The sequence below is a fragment of the Algoriphagus sp. CAU 1675 genome (assembly GCF_029222925.1).
Taxonomy (GTDB): Bacteria; Bacteroidota; Bacteroidia; order Cytophagales; family Cyclobacteriaceae; genus Algoriphagus.
Genome location: NZ_JARHUI010000007.1, coordinates 1 through 18,045, shown reverse-complemented (window position 1 = coordinate 18,045; position 18,045 = coordinate 1). Strand labels below are relative to the sequence as shown.

Annotated in this window: 12 protein-coding genes; 5 read left to right on the top strand and 7 right to left on the bottom strand. The window is 42.9% G+C overall.

Translation table 11 applies throughout. The annotated features are described in order from the left end of the window. The first annotated feature begins 236 nt into the window (after positions 1–236). The 3 genes from P2G54_RS15535 (at position 237) to P2G54_RS15525 (ending at position 3,931) form a co-directional block, all read left to right on the top strand. On the top strand, positions 237–824 hold the full coding sequence (locus tag P2G54_RS15535) for a hypothetical protein (protein ID WP_275872468.1): 588 nt from the start codon (positions 237–239) through the stop codon (positions 822–824). 185 nt (positions 825–1,009) lie between these two features. After that, the gene (locus P2G54_RS15530) at positions 1,010–2,167 is read left to right on the top strand and encodes an acyl-CoA dehydrogenase family protein (protein WP_275872467.1); all 1,158 of its coding nucleotides are present in this window, start codon (positions 1,010–1,012) and stop codon (positions 2,165–2,167) included. Positions 2,168–2,248: 81 nt separating this feature from the next. Next, positions 2,249–3,931: an AMP-binding protein gene (locus P2G54_RS15525; RefSeq protein WP_275872466.1), complete on the top strand. Its 1,683-nt coding sequence runs from the start codon at positions 2,249–2,251 to the stop codon at positions 3,929–3,931. A 32-nt stretch (positions 3,932–3,963) separates the two neighbouring features. Here P2G54_RS15525 and uxuA read toward each other — a convergent pair whose 3' ends face one another. From uxuA to uxaC, 3 genes are read right to left on the bottom strand one after another with little or no spacing between them, the layout of a single operon-like run. After that, positions 3,964–5,139, bottom strand: coding sequence for a mannonate dehydratase (uxuA, locus tag P2G54_RS15520; protein ID WP_275872465.1), 1,176 nt, complete (start codon positions 5,137–5,139; stop codon positions 3,964–3,966). 59 nt (positions 5,140–5,198) lie between these two features. Continuing rightward, complete coding sequence (locus P2G54_RS15515) at positions 5,199–6,017, bottom strand: SDR family oxidoreductase (protein ID WP_275872464.1); 819 nt, start codon at positions 6,015–6,017, stop codon at positions 5,199–5,201. 2 nt (positions 6,018–6,019) lie between these two features. After that, a complete protein-coding gene (gene uxaC, locus P2G54_RS15510) occupies positions 6,020–7,459 on the bottom strand; it encodes a glucuronate isomerase (RefSeq protein ID WP_275872463.1) in 1,440 nt (479 codons plus the stop codon). 172 nt (positions 7,460–7,631) lie between these two features. Between uxaC and P2G54_RS15505 the strand changes: the two genes are divergently transcribed. Beyond that, entirely contained in the window at positions 7,632–8,654 is a 1,023-nt protein-coding gene (locus P2G54_RS15505; RefSeq protein WP_275872462.1) for a LacI family DNA-binding transcriptional regulator, read from the top strand. Between the two features lie 96 nt (positions 8,655–8,750). On the opposite strand, the gene P2G54_RS15500 is transcribed toward P2G54_RS15505, so the two are convergent. The 4 genes from P2G54_RS15500 to P2G54_RS15485 all read right to left on the bottom strand — a co-directional run bounded on the left by P2G54_RS15500 (position 8,751) and on the right by P2G54_RS15485 (position 16,566). Further along, positions 8,751–10,427 (bottom strand): RagB/SusD family nutrient uptake outer membrane protein, encoded by a 1,677-nt coding sequence (locus P2G54_RS15500; protein WP_275872461.1) that lies wholly within the window; start codon positions 10,425–10,427, stop codon positions 8,751–8,753. Between the two features lie 18 nt (positions 10,428–10,445). After that, positions 10,446–13,463: a TonB-dependent receptor gene (locus P2G54_RS15495; RefSeq protein ID WP_275872460.1), complete on the bottom strand. Its 3,018-nt coding sequence runs from the start codon at positions 13,461–13,463 to the stop codon at positions 10,446–10,448. 354 nt (positions 13,464–13,817) lie between these two features. Then, complete coding sequence (locus P2G54_RS15490; RefSeq protein ID WP_275872459.1) at positions 13,818–15,167, bottom strand: Gfo/Idh/MocA family oxidoreductase; 1,350 nt, start codon at positions 15,165–15,167, stop codon at positions 13,818–13,820. Between the two features lie 16 nt (positions 15,168–15,183). After that, positions 15,184–16,566, bottom strand: a complete 1,383-nt coding sequence (locus P2G54_RS15485; protein ID WP_275872458.1) for a DUF1080 domain-containing protein — start codon at positions 16,564–16,566, stop codon at positions 15,184–15,186. A 167-nt stretch (positions 16,567–16,733) separates the two neighbouring features. On the opposite strand from P2G54_RS15485, the gene P2G54_RS15480 reads away from it, so the two are divergent. Next, a complete protein-coding gene (locus P2G54_RS15480) occupies positions 16,734–17,894 on the top strand; it encodes a class I SAM-dependent RNA methyltransferase (protein WP_275872457.1) in 1,161 nt (386 codons plus the stop codon). Positions 17,895–18,045 lie beyond the last annotated feature (151 nt).

The following is an 18,045-nucleotide window of genomic DNA, read 5'->3' as shown; positions in this document are numbered from 1 at the left end:
TAAATATTCCACTTTTTGGACTAATCTGTCCGCTGGTGTGACAATCGGACAATGATTGTTCCGATTTTTATGCATGTTTTGCTAAAAATCATCCCTTTATACCAAATAACATTTTGTTAATTTTTTAAAAAATTCAAAAAATTCTTTTGCTCAAAAAAAGAACGGGGAGGGTTAAAATCCACTTTGGTACAGCCTTGGTACTTTGACTGGTACAACAACACTAAACCAACATTATTATGAAAACCTTATTCACGTTCGCACTTGCAGGATTGTTAGCAAGTAGCAGTTTTGCAGCAAATGACAATGATGACTTAATGGCCCTTTCCGATGTAGGGACTAAGTTCAAAAAAGTAAATGTCCTTCTAAAGGACGGGGTAGGTAAAGCCAAGGTTGCTATTATGGACCAGGATGGTAAAATGCTTCATCAGAGAAAAGTAAAAGTAGAAGACCAAGATTTGGTCATTCCTTATGATCTAAATGAGCTTCCTTGTGGAGAGTACAAAGTCAAGATCACCACAGAAGAGGAAGAGGTCCTTTACACAGTCGAGACTTTTGAAAGAGCTCCGGCAAAAGAAGAAATGCCTTTGGTAGCTTATGGTAAAAAACTGGATGATGAGACTGTGCATTTGGCTGTAGTTGGCCTAATGGAACCAGGAGTGGAGGTGAAAATCCGCTATGAAGCGAATGGGAATTTGATTCATTCCGAGGAAATCGATCAACCTGAAGGCTTCAAAAAGGATTACAAGCTGAAGGGAGTTAGCCCTGAGGATGTATATTTTGAACTGAAGGATTCACTAGGTAGGACTAGAGTCATCCATATCTAAACCAACTTCCAAAAAGGAGAAGAAAGCTGCCCTAATTTATTGGGGCAGCTTTTTTAGTTGGAGTCCTAGAAATAATACCATCCGAATTTGGGAATCCCCACTTCTGTAAATAGGGATTTAAAAACCTTTAAATAGGCTCAAAATACCTATTTTTGAATATCCTAACCAAAATTATATAAACCCAAATGTTTGGACTACCAAGAATGATGTTTACCGAAGAGCACGAGCTCTTCAGGCAAAGTGTCCGTGATTTTATTGCTCGGGAAATCACCCCATACAATGCGATTTGGGAGAAGCAGAAGATGGTTTCCAGGGAATCCTGGAGAAAACTGGGAGAAAATGGATTTTTGGGAATACAAGCCCCGGAAAGCTTAGGGGGCATGAATATCGATGACTTTCGATACAATGCAATTTTTATTGAGGAATTGGGTCTGAGCGGCTGCTCAGGGCCGGCTATTGGGTATCCGCTCCACAATGATATTGTGATGCCTTATATTCTCCATTATGGCACCGATTCGGCGAAGCAAAAATATATTCCTAAGATGGTCGCAGGAGAATATATCGGTGCCGTGGCTATGACTGAGCCGGGAGCTGGATCCGATTTGCAAGGGATGCAGACGAGGGCAGAGGATATGGGAGATTATTATTTGGTCAATGGTTCCAAGACCTTTATTACCAATGGCTATCTATCAGATGTAGTGGTTGTTGCGGTCAAAACAGATCCGGGGAAAGGTGCCAAAGGAATCAGCCTGCTTTTGGTCGACCGGGATATGCAGGGGTTTTCGAAGGGAAAGCCATTTGATAAAGTGGGACTTCATGCTCAGGATACCTGTGAGCTGTTTTTTGAAGATGTCAAGGTGCCGAAGGAAAACCTGCTGGGAAAACCCGGTGATGGGTTCAAATATCTGATGACTGAATTGGCTCAGGAAAGATTGGTGGTAGCCCTGGCAGCAGTTGCTTTGGGTGAGTTTATGCTTCAGTCCACCATTACCTATGTGAAAGAGAGAAAAGCCTTCAATAAAAGTATTTCAGATTTTCAGAATACCCGCTTCAAACTTGCCGAGATGACTGCAGCCCTAGAGCAGGGGAGGATTTACTGTGATTACTTGGTTCAATTGCACAATGAAGGTAAACTGGATTCCGCAATGGCCTCCGCAGCCAAATACAATATGACGGAGTTGCAATGCAAGGTGGCAGACGAATGTGTCCAATTGCACGGAGGATACGGCTACATGTGGGAGTTTGGAGTGGCAAGGGCCTATGCAGATGCCAGAGTCCAGCGGATTTATGCCGGAACTAATGAGATCATGAAAGAACTTATCGCAAGAAAAATCCTGAAATAGAAATTTAGCTTTGTTCAAGCTGAAGATTTTTCGCTTATTAGATTCTCAAAAAATTAGCACCCAAATAACCTAAAATAGTATATGAAGGATTTTCCTTGGTTCAACTATTACCCTGCCTCTGTAAATAAGGAAGTTGATGTAAAGGCCTATACAAGTGTTGCCGAATTGTTTGAAGAAAGTATAAAAAAATATGGGGATGCCGTTGCCTTTGAATGCATGGGAAAAACCCAGTCATTCAATGAGCTTGAAAGGCTAACCGCCCAATTCGCAAATTACCTGACCCAAGTTCTCAAACTTCCAAAAGGCTCAAGGATAGCCATACAGATGCCGAATACCCTGCAATATCCCGTTGTTATGTTTGGGGCATTGCGTGCTGGGATGATTGTGGTCAATACCAACCCCCTATATACAGCGGCCGAAATGAAGCATCAGTTTAATGATTCAGGTGCTGATGTATTGGTCATTGTAGCCAATTTTGCCTACAACCTGGAAAAAATCATTGGGGAAACTCAACTCAAACATGTAATTATCACCGAATTGGGGGATATGCTTGGAGGCCTGAAGGGAGGTATTGTCAATTTTGTGGTCAAGCATGTCAAGAAAATGGTTCCTCCTTTTTCTATTCCCGGCGCGGTAAACTTGAAATCTGCGCTTAATCAAGGGGCCAAATATACCTTTAAACCTGTAGCTCTAAATCTGGAGGATTCCGCCTTTTTGCAATATACCGGTGGCACAACAGGGGTATCCAAAGGGGCTGAACTGACCCATGGAAATATTGTGGCCAATATGCAGCAGATATCGGAGTGGATGAAGCCTAAACTCAAGGAGAGGGAAGAATTTGTGGTGACAGCCCTTCCGCTATATCATATTTTCGCACTGACAGTAAACTGTCTGGCCATGCTGAAAATTGGAGCTCATAACTTGCTGATTACCAATCCGAGAGACATGAAGTCCTTTATCAAGGAATTATCCAAAAAACGCTTTACTGTATTTACTGGGGTAAACACCCTTTTTAATGGATTATTGAATCAGGAAGAGTTCAAGAAATTGGATTTTAGCGGGCTCAAAATCGCAGTAGGTGGTGGGATGGCCGTTCAAAAAGCAACTGCGGAAAAATGGAAGAGTGTTACTGGTGTTTCATTGGCAGAGGGCTATGGCTTGACTGAAACTTCGCCTGTTGCCACCTGTAATCCCATAGATGGAACCGAAAGAAATGGAACCATCGGGATTCCTCTTCCAAATACGGAGGTAATCATTGCGGATGATTCTGGAAACGAGTTGCCGCTAGGAGAAAGGGGAGAGATATTTATCAAAGGTCCTCAGGTGATGAAAGGCTATTGGAACCGGCCTGATGAAACGGCTAATGTCATGCATGGGGAATGGTTCAAATCTGGAGATATTGGGATCATGGATGAATCTGGCTTTGTCAAGATTGTGGATCGTAAAAAGGAAATGATCCTGGTTTCGGGCTTTAATGTATATCCAAATGAAGTGGAGGATGCTATTGCTTCCTGTCCAGGAGTGTTGGAAGTAGGGGTAATTGGGATGCCTGACCCCAAATCCACCGAAAAAGTAGTAGCCTACGTAGTTTCAAATGACCCTTCTCTTACAGAGGAGCAAGTGATCGCACATTGCCATGAGAGCCTGACCAACTACAAGGTTCCGAAAGAGGTCTATTTCACTGATGAGTTGCCTAAAACCAATGTGGGAAAAATCCTGAGAAGAAAAATCAAAGAAGCCCATTTGGAAAAAATCAAAGAATAAAGAAAAAACCACCTTGCGGTGGTTTTTTTCTTTTATTTGTTTTTGCGGTACAAGAGTGCTTGTTCTACCCCTCGTATTTCAGCAAGTCCTTTTAATCTGCCAATGGCTGAGTAGCCCGGATTGGTCACCTTATTCAAGTCATCCAGCATTTGATGTCCGTGATCTGGGCGCATAGGAAGACTTTTTTGGCGTTTTTCCTGCACCTTTAGAATCTCATCGATCACTGCTACCATAGGTACGTCGCCTTCAAGATGGTTGTCTTCAAAGAAGTTGCCCTCGGCATCTCTCTTTGTACTTCTCAGGTGGATAAAATGGATATGGTCCCCAAATTCAGCAACCATGGCAGGAAGGTCATTGTCTGGCCTAACCCCATAGGACCCGGTGCAGAAGCAAAGGCCATTGTGGGCACTGGAATTGTCCGTTAGGATTCTTCGTGCATCAGCGGCAGTACTGACAACTCTAGGCAGGCCATAAAGAGAGAAAGGAGGATCATCCGGGTGAATGGCTAAATAAACCCCTGACTCTTCAGCTACCGGAATAATTTCTTCCAAAAACAAGCGTAAATGTTCCTTGAGTTTGTCGGCATCTATGCCTTCATAGGTACTGAGCATTTCCTTAAACTCTTCCAAGGTGTATCCTATTTCGGATCCAGGGAGGCCTTTCAAGATATTGTCAATAATGAGCTGTTTCTTTTCCGGAGATAAGGCTTCATAATAGGCCTTTAATTCCTCCACTTCCTTGGGACTGTATTCTTCAAATGCCTCGGGCCTTTTCAGGATAAATAAGTCAAAAGCCTGCACAGCCTTTTTCTCGTAAAATAATGCCCTTGCTCCATTGGGCAGTTCCCGCTCCAAGTCAGTTCGGGTCCAATCCAAAATAGGCATGAAGTTATAAGTAACTATGAAGATCCCTTCAGCGGCCAAATTTCGGATCGATTGCTGATAGTTTTGGATCAGCTCCTGATAATTTCCAGTTCTTGTTTTGATTCGTTCATGGACAGGAACGGACTCTACCACGGACCAGGTAAGTCCAGCCTCCTCTATGATTTTTTTTCTCTTTTGAATTTCTTCCCGGCTCCACACATCTCCATTTGGAATATGGTGCAAGGCAGTGACAATTCCGGTAGCTCCTGACTGCCGGATGTCTTTTAAGCTGACCGGGTCATTAGGGCCGTACCAGCGCATAGTTTGCTCCATTTTGTAGCTCATAGCTTGGGTTTTGTTGTTAGGGATTGTTGCAATTAAAACGTTTGATACAGAAGAAAGTACTAGACTCCCGAATAGGCACTGAAGCCTCCGTCCACAGGGATGACGCTTCCGGTCACAAATGCCGATGCATCCGAGCAAAGCCACTGTAAAGTGCCAAGAAGATCTTCAGGCTTACCAAATCGATTCATGGGTGTGTGAGAAATGATCTGATTTCCTCTACTGGTTAAGCTGCCGTCTGATTGGGTCAAAAGGGTCCTGTTTTGCTCGGTGAGAAAGAATCCCGGGGCGAGGGCATTGACCCTGAAATTTGGTCCGTGTTTGCTGGCCAATTCTACAGACAACCACTTGGTCAGATTGTCGATCGCTGCTTTTGCAGAGGCATAGCCCATCACTCGGGTCATGGGTCTGCTTGCAGCCATGGAGCTGATGTTCAGAATATTGCCTTTGGAGTTTTTCAGCATCAAGGGTAAAAGGGCTTTGATGGGCAAAACAGTTCCCATGTAATTCAGATCCATAACCTTTCGCAGTGCCTGAATGTCCAAATCAAGAAAATTCTGATCCGGTGTAACAACTGCACCAGGCATATTTCCGCCTGCGGCATTGATCAAAATGTCCAGATACCCATGGTCTTGTTCCAGCTTTTGGGCAGTTTCGGCTAAGCTTACTTCATCAGTGACATCCGAGATATAGCCAAATGATTTCCCACCCTCAGCGATGATTTCTTTGACCAATTCATCGACTTTATCTTTGTTTCTTCCAAGGATCAGCACTTCAGCCCCTTCTTTTGCAAGGTGAAGACTCATAGCTTTTCCCAATACACCAGTTGCCCCAGAAAAGGCTATTTTTTTTCCTTCAAGTGAAAATAAGGATTGTTTCATAGTCAAAATTGGTAATTAGCCTGATTGAAGTCAAAGTAATTTTTTGCGTTATGATAGCATATGTCAGAAATTATCTTTCCAAGCCATTTTTCATCCCATGGGAGTTCACCGTTTTCCACGTCCTGTCCAAATAAGTTGCAGAGTATCCTTCTGAAATACTCGTGTCTTGGGAAGGAAAGGAAACTTCTGGAGTCAGTAAGCATTCCTATAAAACAACTGACCATTCCCATATTGGAAAGGGTGTTGATTTGTTTTTCCATTCCGTCTTTTTGGTCCAAATACCACCAACCGGAACCAAACTGGATTTTTCCTTTGATGGAACCGTCGTTGAAGTTACCGATCATTGTTGCAAAAACTTCATTGTCCCTTGGATTGAGGTTGTAGAGTACTGTTTTGCAAAGTTGGTCATCGGAATCCAGGGAATTTAGGAATTTGGCTAAAGCTGTGGCCTGATCAAAATCCCCTATGGAATCATATCCTGTATCCGGTCCGAGTTTTCTCAACATTCGGGAGTTGGTGTTTCTCAGCGCTCCGAGGTGAAACTGTTGTACCCAGCCTTTTTCATGATACATTCTGCAGAGGGCCTGAAGAGTTTTGAATTTGAAGAAATGAATTTGACGTGGTGTAAGTTTCTTTTTTGCTCTTAGCTGATCGAGGAGCTCATCCATGTCAAACTCTTCTTTTTCGAAGTAGTAAAGTTGCTCAAGTCCATGGTCAGAAAGCCTGCAGCCTCTTTGGTGGAAATAGGCAACTCGGTTGGAAAGAGCTTCTAGTAATTCATCGAAGGAATTGATAGATATGCTGGATTTGGTTTCCAGTTTTTCCAAATAGGCAAGGTAAGTTTCTGGGGATTCTACTGCATAAGACTTATCCGGTCGAAATGCAGGGTACAAGCCGAAAGAGCTGTCCTTTTTGGAAAACGCCACATGTTCACTTAGTGAATCTGTGGGATCATCGGTTGAGCAGATTGTTTCCACCTTCATTCTTTGAAGTAAACCCTGGGTGCTGAATTCCGGCTTGGAAAGTTGCTCGTTGCAGCTGTTGTAAATTTCCGTTGCGGTAGATTCATTGAGCAATATTTCAATTCCAAAATACCGCTTCAACTCCAAATGGGTCCAATGGTAAAGCGGGTTTCTCATGGTAAAAGGAACCGTATAGGCCCACTTTTCAAATTTTTCTTGATCACTTCCATTTCCGGTAATGAATTTTTCAGAAACCCCCAAGGTCCTCATGGCTCTCCATTTGTAGTGGTCTCCTGCCAGCCAAATTTGGCTCATTGTTCCAAAGGATTTATTGTCATTGACCTCAGAGGGAGGGAGGTGATTGTGGTAGTCTATGATTGGGAGATCCTTGGCATAGGTATGGTAAAGGATTCTTGAATATTCGTTTTGAAGCAAAAAATCCTCACTTAGAAATTCTGCTTTTTTATCGGAAGAGACCATATGATGGAAAAGGCTTAATTGGGGTTGTTTTTCAACCTTGAATTTACCCTGAAATCGGTGCTTATCAGGGATTAAATACGAAAACGTTTTCGAATTTATATAAGCGGGAATATAGATGAACCTGAATTGATTTGTATTTTAGTTCATACCAACCCAACCTAACCTAGATCCTATGAATAACGGGGTAAATCTAAAAGAGCTGGCAGCTGAGCTAAAGCTAGCACCCTCTACCGTATCACGTGCTTTGAATGACAGCTGGGAAATCAGTGAAGCCACAAAGAAGAAAGTGATCAGTATGGCGGAGAAGTTGAATTATCAGCCCAATCCGTTTGCCAGAAGCCTAAGGGAAAATAAAAGCAAAACTATAGCCGTGATTATTCCCGAAAGGATCAATAATTTCTTTGCTCAGGTAATGGACGGAATTGAGAATATAGCCCAGGAGCATGGATATCATCTGTTGGTTTACAATACCCATGAAGATGTGGATCGGGAGAAGAAGATTGTCAATCTTTTACTGAATGGTCGTGCCGATGCTGTAGTGATGTCCGTGTCCAGCCAAACCAGTGATATTTCCCACTTGGAAAAACTCTATGCCAGAGGTTTGCCTTTGATATTTTTTGACAGGATTTGTACGGATATTCCTACGACGAAATTCATTACCAATGATTATGAAAGTTCCTATCAGGGCACCAAGCACTTAATACAGCAGGGATGTAAAAAGGTGGCCTTTTTGATGTTGAGCAAAGAGCTTTCAATAACCAAGGAAAGACATCGCGGATATTTAGATGCTTTGCTTGAGGCAGGCTTAAGTCCTGAGCCGGCTTTTAGTCTCAACTGCAGTATGTGTGAGGAGCAAAATATTGAGTTGATTCGGGAAATGCTTTGGTCCAATAATCGACCAGATGGAATTTTGGCCTCTGTGGAGAAACTGGCTTTGGCAACTTATCAAGCTGTCAAAAGAACCAAACTGAGAATTCCGCAGGATCTGAAAGTCATCAGCTTTTCAAATATGGGAATTGCAGGTTTGCTGGAGCCCTCTCTTACAACAATTACCCAACCTGCCATTACGATTGGGCAGGAGTGTGCCAAGCTTCTGATCAAAAAGCTAACGAAGCCTAAACAAAATGATTTGATCGATCAGGTGATTACGATCCCGTCAAAAATCACTATTCGTTCATCAACATTGGCGGAATAACCGAAGTCAGAATACAGTTTTATTTTCTCAATCCTAAGCCTAAAAAAAGCTGCTTCGAGTAATCGAAACAGCTTTTTTGAATTGTGCCTTCTGGGTTTAATAACCCGGATTTTGAGGGAAGGAACTTGCTCCTCCTTCAGCTCGGTCAATTTGGTTTTGTGGTATAGGCCGAAGGACATGATAATCTTGGATATTCGGTGCTCCTTGTGGATTATAAGCTTTTACACGTTCCACAAGAATTCCCCAACGCTTTAGATCAAGCCAACGGGTTTGTTCCCCAATTAGCTCTCTTGCTCTTTCCTCTGTCAAAAATTCGAAAGTCATTTCCGCTGAATTAATTTCCATTTCCGCTTCTTTCCCCGGGAAAGCGGCTCTCCTGCGAACTACATTGATGGTTTCCGCAGCCTCAGAAACTTTACCTTGCATTAATTGGGCTTCAGCAAGTAAAAGATAAGTGTCCGCTAAACGCATCACAATATAGTCCCGACCACCTGCCGGTTGTGTACGGTCGGATCTTCCTGGGTCTAAGTGCTTGTTTAGGGTAGGGAACAGTTTTTCTGTATATCTGCTTGGAGTCAAAACCTGATAAGGTTTGCTCGCCTGCTCATCCAGGGGCATTTCGTATCCAGGGACATAAATAGTGGTATCTCCCGAAGCAAAAGTCAAAGTTGATTTTGTAGGATCAAAGGTACTGTTGTATGTGCCCGGACGATTTGATAGGTATACGTGTTTGAAAGATTTATCATACCGGCTGTCATTAATCCGATCTCCGAAAATCACATTCAAAGTATAATCTGTCGGACGGTATCGCTTCCAAGGTCTTCCGTTCTCGGTGTCTCTCTGCATACCTGGCTGGATGTCGTATTCCATCAAGAAATAGAGATGGGAATTGTTACCTCCTGCATTGGTCAAAGGATCATAGGTATATTGTACTGACCAAATGACCTCATCGTTCATTTCGTTGCCAAATTTGTATACATCTGCAAAATCTGGAAGTAGGGTGAACCCGTAGTTGTCGATTACATTTTTCAACAGAGGTTCAGCAGCTGCATAATCTGCGGTGCTCCCGGCATCTGTGGTAGCTCTTGTGATATATACTCTACCCAAAAGATGTTCTGCAGCAGCCCGTGTAGCACGGCCATAGTTGGAAGATCTTTTTGCAGCTTCCAGGTTGGGAATAGCTTCCTGAAGGTCTTGGATAATAGAAGCATAAATTTCAGAAATCGGGGCGCGTGACACTTCCTTGGTAGGGACTTTGGTTTCGCTAAGCTGAAGATCTACTGGACCAAACAACTGAACCAATATGAAATAGTGATGGGCCCGGATAAACTTTGCTTCAGCTATTCTTTGATTGACGATGTCCTGAGAAACCCCCGTGACACTGACTGCACGCTCGATTACAGCATTACATGTATTGATTCCTCTATACAACTCATCCCATACTTCTCGTGCATGACCATTTCGGGAGTCAAATTGATTGGTATAGGTATTCATAAACTTCCAACTGCCATCTGCTCCATTGGTATAGGTGTCTGTACCGAAGATGGTAAAGTTGTGGCCTCTTTCGGTACCATACCAGTTTCTGAAAGTGCTATAAGCAGCATTTACACCGTCATTGAGTCCTTTTGGAGTGCTTAGGTATTCATTTCCGATTTGGGAAATGACATCCTCTTCCAAAAATCCGCTACAGGATACTGCCATACCCAAGCCAAGGATGATTGCTGTGGATTTTAGGTATGATTTTATTTTTAGAGTATTTGAAATATTTTTCATGACTACAATTTTTTCAGATTAGAATTTTGCATTGATGCCAAAAGTGAATGAGGTTACTGCAGGAGTGATGTTAGCATTTACCACACCGCCTTCTAGACCTTGCTCACCATCAATAAAGACTTCAGGGTCAATTCCCTTGTGCTTGGTTCTATATTCAGAGAATATAAAAGGTTGCTGAATACTGCTGTAGACTCTAAGGCTTGTCAAACCAATCTTTTTGGCAGCCTCTGGGGTGAAAGTATACCCGAAATTGATATTTCTAACCTTGATAAAGGTTCCGCTGAAATAAGACATGGAAGAGTTATACTTCGGCCTTTCCTGATTTTGATTTGGTCTTGGATAATCATTGGTAGGGTTATTTGGTGTCCAATAATTGACAGCTAGGTTATTGTATCGGCCAAATAAAGTGTTGAAGTTGTCATGGAATGCCGAGCGGATCATGGATCCAAACCTACCGAAGATGAAGAAGCTCATATCGAAATTTTTGTAGGAAAAACGATTGGTCATACCCAATGAAAAATCAGGGACTGCCGATCCAAGGAATTGGCGATCGTCGGCATTGATCTTACCGTCTCCGTTGTAGTCTTCGACTTTAATTTCTCCGGGCTTGTCTCCGAAAGAGCTTGCCAAGTCGGACTCATTTAGCTGCCAGATTCCTATTTTTTTCCAATCATAAAATACCGTCAGGGGTTTTCCGATAAATCTTCCGGCTGAAACATCATCGCCGTTTGGAAGAGAAATGATTTCCTCTCTGTTTCTAGTGAAAATTAGGTCGGTAGACCATGTGAAGTCACCCTTTTCCATATTCAAGGTAGAAAGGGTTAATTCTACACCTCTGTTTTGCGTCTCTCCGATATTGGTTGTAAAACCCCCAAATCCAGTGGAGTTGGGCAGAGGTTGCGGTGCAAGTAGGTCAGTGGTATTGGTAATGTAATATTCCAAACTACCCATCAACCTTCCGCCCCAAAAAGCAAAATCAACTCCGGAATTGAAAGTGGTGGAGGTTTCCCATCTCAAATCAGGATTTCCAATAGTGTTTGGGCGATAACCAAATGCCGCTGTATTGTCAAAGGCATAGGTAGTTCTTCCCAGCAAGGCCTGAGTTTGATAAGGGTTGATAGCTTGGTTACCAATAGAACCGTAGGAAACCCGGAGTTTCAAATGATCTACAGAGGAGGAGCTTTTTAGAAATTCCTCTTCGGAAATATTCCAACCTGCAGCTACAGAGGGAAATACACCGAATTTATTGTTTTTACCAAATCTGGAACTTCCGTCTGCCCTGACAGTTCCGGTTAGTAAGAATTTGTTTTTGTAATCATAATTGATTCTTGCCATGAATGACATCAAGGCCCATTCTACCAAATTGGTGTTTGCTCCAGTGATTTGGGAAGCATCGCCCAATCTATGGAATAACTGGGACTCGGCAGGAATTCCTTGTACACTTACTGTTGTTTGTTCGAATTTGTCTTTTTGGATGGACTGAAGTGCTGTAAGGTTGAGATTATGGTCTGAGTTGAATGTCTTGGAATAGGTAAGGATGTTTTCCAAGGTATAGTTGAAACTGAATCTCTCATCTACGCTTCCTGTAGGATCACCTCCTCTTCGGGCGTTGGTTTGAGAGCCTGTAAACCTGCCTGTTCTACGAATGTTGAAATCAGGCCCAAATACCAATCGGTAGTTTAATCCTTTTGCAATCTCCCAGTTGACATACATGCTATTGAAAATTCTATAGCGTTTGGTCAGGTCTTCTTGGGCTCCAGGGACGATTTCTGCGAATGGATTTGTTCTTAAACCGTCTGAAGTAGGAAGGAAAATGAGGTTTCCTTCATCATCATAGGGTTTTCCAAGTGGGTTTTCGGCCATTGCTCCTCCTAGTGGGTTGAAATTTTCTCCATTTCTCTCACTATAAGAAACTAATGTTGAAGTTCCAATCTTGAATTTGTCATTAATTTGATGATCGATATTTACCCGGAATGTATATCGGCTAAAATCTTGGTTGATAACGACTCCTTTGTCATTGAAATAGTTGGCCGAAACAAAGAAATTGGTTTTATCACTTCCTCCACTCACACCTACTTGATGGCTTTGGATTGCTCCAGTCCTTAGGAGACCTCCAACATAGTCAGTACTTCTTCCTAAGGCTAAACTTTCCAATTCCACAGGTTCGAAAAGGTTGGCATCTGCTTCTGCGGTAGCTGGTCCTTCAGGATAGTTTCCGGTAGCTCTACGGGACTCACGCTTGTATTCCGCAAAGCCGGGTCCATCGAAAACCTCAATTCTCCCCAATTCATCATTTACACCATAGTATGAATCCAAAGAAACAACTGTTTTACCCTTTGAACCTCTTTTTGTGGAGATCAGCACAACGCCATTGGCACCTCTGGAACCATAAATTGCTGTTGCAGAAGCATCCTTTAGGACTTCCATTGAGATAATGTCCTGTGGATTGATGTCGTCCAATCCACCCACTACTGGAATCCCATCAATTACATACAGAGGCTCGTTGGACGCATTGAAAGATCTTCTTCCACGAATACGGACCTGTGGAGCCGCGCCTGGTTTTGATCCAGGTTGGGTTACGTCAACCCCAGCAGCTCTTCCTTGCAAGGCCTGACGGGCATCTGTAATAGGCAATTCCTGAATCTCCTTATTCCCGACAGATGAAATTGCTCCAGTAAGTTGGCTTTTCTTAGCAGTTCCATATCCAACTACTACAACTTCTTCAAGATCGGCAAGATCAGGTTTTAGGGTAACGTTTATTTGGCTCTGATTTCCTACTGTCACTACTACTGGGGTATATCCTATAAAGGAAAAAACCAGTATCCCATCTCCTGGGGCGGCGATTGAGTAATTCCCGTCAATGTCAGATGTGGTACCTTGGGTTGTACCCTTTAATAAAATGGTAACCCCCGGTAGGGGGAAACCTGTTTCATCGGAAACGGTTCCGCGGACTTGCTGATTTTGGGATTTTGCTTGGTTGAAACCCAGCATCAGCAATAGCACCACCGTTAGAGAAGCGTATAGTTTTAGACGCATAATTAGATAGGTTTATTGTTAAAAGAATTGGAAAATGAGTATTCCGGCTCATAGGGAAAATTGAAATGAACGGTCAAAATTCACCTAGAAACTTTGTATAATTTAGATGAATGGTATGGGTTGACCAAAATGTCTAAATAGATAATTACGGAATCGATTTCGTGTGTAAAAATCAAAAAATCAATAAGTTATATTGATTTTTAAGGTTGTAGGTGTGGTTGAGAGGCTTTTGGAAAAAACGAGTACTAGTAAAATAATCAAGAAAAAATGTGACTAAATGAAAAGGTTTTTATACAAAAAAAGCTGTCGATTTTAAGGTTCTCGACAGCTTTAAGATTTAGTGTAAATAATCGCTTAAACCTTGGGTGGCTCCCAGCCTTTTTCATATTCTCTGGACCAAAGAGCCATAGCCTCCTTGGAGTTGGTGATATGTCCATTGCTTGGATCACATTCCAGTGTTTCTCCGGTTCGGTAGGAAATATTGGCAAGGTGGCAGAGTAGGGTACTTACTGCTCCTTCCTCGATATTGGAGTTTTGTTTTTCCAAACCTCTAACCGCATTGAAGAAGTTTACCACATGGGTGGTGCTCATGTCTCCTCCTCCTCCGAGTTGGGTACCTCCTTCATTTCCCGCGGACTGGCTGTCTTTGATCATTTTTCCAGCTCGGTCATATAATTTATATCCGCTTCTGTTGACAAAAACACTTCCCTCGGATCCATAGATGATCGTTCCTCTATCCGCTCCATACGTCTGGTAGTTGTTTCTGCTTTTTCCATCCCATTGGATGGTGCTTCCATTCGCGAATTTGAAAGTGGCTTCCATGGTATCATACATGGTCCATCCATCGTCGACAAAGTGGTATTTTCCGGCATCTACCATCACCTGAGTTGGATAATCGACCTGCAAAGCCCATCTGGCTACGTCCAGTTCGTGGGTCGCGTTGTTGCCTGTTTCTGCTGTTCCGTATTCCCAACCGTACCAGTGCCAGTTGTAGTCCCAGGTATTGTGGGTATATACTCTTCTTGGAGCCGGTCCTTGGAACATTTCCCAGTCCAATCCATCGGGAACCGGAGCAGGGCTTGGTTTGATAACTTCCCCTCGTGAATTGCTGTAAAATGCTACGGCTTTGTAGACTTTTCCAATAGCTCCGTTATGTATAGCCTGGATTATTTCTCGGCTTTCCGGAGCTGATCGCTGCTGATTGCCCATTTGAACTACTTTGTTGTATTTTTTTTGAAAGGCTATCAGGAGTTCTCCTTCCTTAGGGTTGTGGGAGCAGGGCTTCTCCACATACACATGTTTGCCTCTTTCCAGAGCCAACCAGGTTCCCGGGGCATGCCAGTGGTCTGGAGTAGCATTGATCAATACGTCCAAATCAGCATCCTCCAATACTTTCATAATATTCCCTTCTTGCTTGGGCTGATAGGAAATATGCTTGGAAAAATTAGAAGCAGCCTTGGTCATTTGACTCTGCATCACATCACACAAATACAGGAGATTGACATTGCTGGATTTCATCCCTATGGGCTCATAATAGGCTCCAAGCCTTCTTCCTAATCCGGCTATGGCGACATTCAGCCTATCGTTGGCTCCAATAATCCTACCATAGGATTTTGCCGAAAAGCCTACAGCTCCAAGAGCCGAAAGCCCTAATGTTGCAGCTGTGCTTTTTTTGATAAATTCTCTTCGGTTGTGCTTACTCATGGTTTATTCTGGGTTCTTAGTTTAAGGTTTTGATCTTGATGTTTTTGAAGCTTACCTGATCTCCATGGTCTTGAAGTAGGATTCGGCCCTCTGGAGCTTCTCCAAAGTTTTCCCAAATCTTATACTTGCTGATTGCTACCAAATCTCGGTATTCCTGAGATCCTCTCACATATTCTACCACTTTAACTCCGTTGAGGTAATGCTCGACTTTGTTGTCTGGATAAACGACAACCCGACCTTTGTTCCACTCACCAATAGGTTTGATAAAGCGTGGCTGCTTGTTGGCTTTGATCAGGTCGTAGAGGGAAGCCAGGGTCCGGTTTCCTTCAATTCCCATTTTGGCATCTGGATGGTTTTCATCGTCCAAAATCTGATACTCCAAGCCGATTGCCGAACCTTTGTTTCCTTCACTGAGCGTAACAAAATATTTCAGGCCGCTATTGGCACCTTCTGTCAATTTAAATTCAAAGGCCAAATCAAATGCACTGAATTGTTCAGTGGTTACTATATCTCCTGCATTGGTGGATTCTCCTCCATTGGAGGCCTCTATTGTTAAGATTCCATCGGTAATAGTCCAACCAAAATCCGGGAAGCTATCCTTGTAAGCACCGATCCAGCCATCAGAATTCTGGCCATTAAAAAGCAATCTCCAACCGTGGGAAATTTCGTAATCGGTCAATTCATTTAATCTATTGTTTACGACAAAAATATCCTTGCTAAAAGGCATAGGGTCAAGATTTTCGGTTTTGATCCTTATGTTTTTAAAGTATGTTTTTCTTCCCGCATCTTCCGGCTTGGAGATGCTGTGAACCTGTAGACCCACAAAACCAGTCTTATCCATATCATCCACGACATAGGCTACTTCCTGACCATTGAGCCAAGTTTTGATTTCATCGCCAATCACCTCGATTCTGTAGTGGTTGAATTCACCGAGTTTGAAAACTGATCTGGCCTCAGGGTTAAGTTCCAATGGATAGAGCCATCCTCTTCTGGCTTCGTCATAAACTCCGGCAGACCAGGCACGGTCTGTGGGGTCAGCCTCTATTTGATATCCGTAAACCAAACCTTTTCCATCCCTTCCGTTTGGATCAAATTGTCCACGGGCCATAATCCCCGAGTTGGAGGAAACATGCTCCACTTTCAGATCCAATTCAAGGATAAAATCACCAAAAGTCTCCTCTGTGATTAGAAAGGTGTTGGGAGATCCGGCTACGGCTGTACCGATTATGACTCCGTCTTCAACGTCAAAAGTTGCGGTTCCGGCCACGGCTTTCCACCCCGAAAGGTCTTTGCCGTTGAAGAGATCCCTCCAGCCATCATCTGCTTTTTCAGATGGAGAGCATGAGAAAAGGAGAAGGTTCGCGAGAAATAACAGCGAATAAAATGGATTTACTTTCATGGTTTTCTTGGTTTAACACTTGCCTAAATTCCATATTTAGGATCAGTGCTACAAATAGGTGTTGCTGTAAGTTACGCAATCGTTTACGACTTTTTTTCCAAATATTGACCAATGGTGTGGATATCTGGTAGCCCCCCGATTTTGGTCTAAGTTTCTTACTTTTGCGCATGCTTGATCTGAATGAAAGAAGAAAGGTATTTGTAACCTGTAAGGACAGGTCGGTCGCCTACCTTGAAAAAGAAATCCGTGAACTGGGCTTTGTGCCTGAGGCTGTGAGCCGTACGGGTGTGGAATTGAAGGCCTCTATGGAAGATTGTATGGATTTGAATCTCCATCTGAGAACGGCATCTCATGTTCTTTTTGAAATCCGTTCTTTTTACCTACGAAATGCCGATGATATTTACAGAAGAGTGAAATCCATTCCTTGGGAGGATTACCTGGATGTGGATGGATATTTTTCGGTCAACTCCGTAGTTGAAAATGAAAGTGTGACCACTCCTTTGATCGTGAACGTGAAAGTAAAGGATGCTATCGTGGACCGCTTTAGGGAGCTTTATGGTCGGAGACCCGATTCAGGTTCTGATTTTAATGGACTGGTATTTCAGATGTATTGGAAAGAAACACAGGCGACCCTTTATATCAATACTTCAGGAGAGACCCTCGCCAAGCACGGCTATCGCAAAATCCCAGGAAAAGCACCTATGATGGAGGATTTGGCTGCTGCCACGATTTATGCTACAGAGTGGAATACCCGTGTGCCTTTTGTAAACCCCATGTGCGGTTCGGGTACCTTGGCAATTGAAGCTGCGCTAATGGCTACCAAACGTTTTCCAGGTTTGTACAGAGATCATTACTCCTTCCAGTCTCTGAAAGGCTATGATGAACAGGCCTATCTGGCCAAAAAAAGTAAGCTGGAAAGAAAAATAACTGAAGTGCCTGAAGTCAAAATCATTGCTTCAGATATTTCCCTTCAGGCTATTTCCTTTGCCAAGGAAAATGCAGTCTACGCAGGCGTGGATCATATGATAGATTTCCAAGTTTGTGATTTTGCAGAAACCGAAATCCCTGAGAGACCCAGAGGGGTAATCATGTTTAATCCAGAATATGGAGAACGCTTAGGGGATATTTCTGAACTCGAGGCTACCTATAAGCGCATGGGGGATTTCATGAAGCAAAAGTGTGCCGGATATAGAGGGTATATTTTCACAGGAAATATGGAACTGGCAAAAAAAGTGGGCTTAAAAGCCAGCCGCAGAATCGAATTCTGGAATGGAACCATTGATTGCCGTCTGCTGAAATATGATTTGTACGAGGGGAAAAGGGATTAGTAGGCAGTGAACAGTAGGCAGTTTGAAGTTGTTAATGCCTAAAAAACGTTGACCGGTTTATCTTACTGTTTAACATATAATTTGATCATATTCCAGAGTGATATTTGATCCTGAGGATGTTTTCTCGGATTTAATATACATCTTTTCGAAA

Excerpts from the sequence above, each read along its gene's own strand:
- P2G54_RS15535 (WP_275872468.1), top strand. The coding sequence starts at position 237 with ATGAAAACCTTATTCACGTTCGCACTTGCAGGATTGTTAGCAAGTAGC.
- P2G54_RS15530 (WP_275872467.1), top strand. The coding sequence starts at position 1,010 with ATGTTTGGACTACCAAGAATGATGTTTACCGAAGAGCACGAGCTCTTC.
- P2G54_RS15525 (WP_275872466.1), top strand. The coding sequence starts at position 2,249 with ATGAAGGATTTTCCTTGGTTCAACTATTACCCTGCCTCTGTAAATAAG.
- uxuA (WP_275872465.1), bottom strand. The coding sequence starts at position 5,139 with ATGAGCTACAAAATGGAGCAAACTATGCGCTGGTACGGCCCTAATGAC.
- P2G54_RS15515 (WP_275872464.1), bottom strand. The coding sequence starts at position 6,017 with ATGAAACAATCCTTATTTTCACTTGAAGGAAAAAAAATAGCCTTTTCT.
- uxaC (WP_275872463.1), bottom strand. The coding sequence starts at position 7,459 with ATGGTCTCTTCCGATAAAAAAGCAGAATTTCTAAGTGAGGATTTTTTG.
- P2G54_RS15505 (WP_275872462.1), top strand. The coding sequence starts at position 7,632 with ATGAATAACGGGGTAAATCTAAAAGAGCTGGCAGCTGAGCTAAAGCTA.
- P2G54_RS15500 (WP_275872461.1), bottom strand. The coding sequence starts at position 10,427 with ATGAAAAATATTTCAAATACTCTAAAAATAAAATCATACCTAAAATCC.
- P2G54_RS15495 (WP_275872460.1), bottom strand. The coding sequence starts at position 13,463 with ATGCGTCTAAAACTATACGCTTCTCTAACGGTGGTGCTATTGCTGATG.
- P2G54_RS15490 (WP_275872459.1), bottom strand. The coding sequence starts at position 15,167 with ATGAGTAAGCACAACCGAAGAGAATTTATCAAAAAAAGCACAGCTGCA.
- P2G54_RS15485 (WP_275872458.1), bottom strand. The coding sequence starts at position 16,566 with ATGAAAGTAAATCCATTTTATTCGCTGTTATTTCTCGCGAACCTTCTC.
- P2G54_RS15480 (WP_275872457.1), top strand. The coding sequence starts at position 16,734 with ATGCTTGATCTGAATGAAAGAAGAAAGGTATTTGTAACCTGTAAGGAC.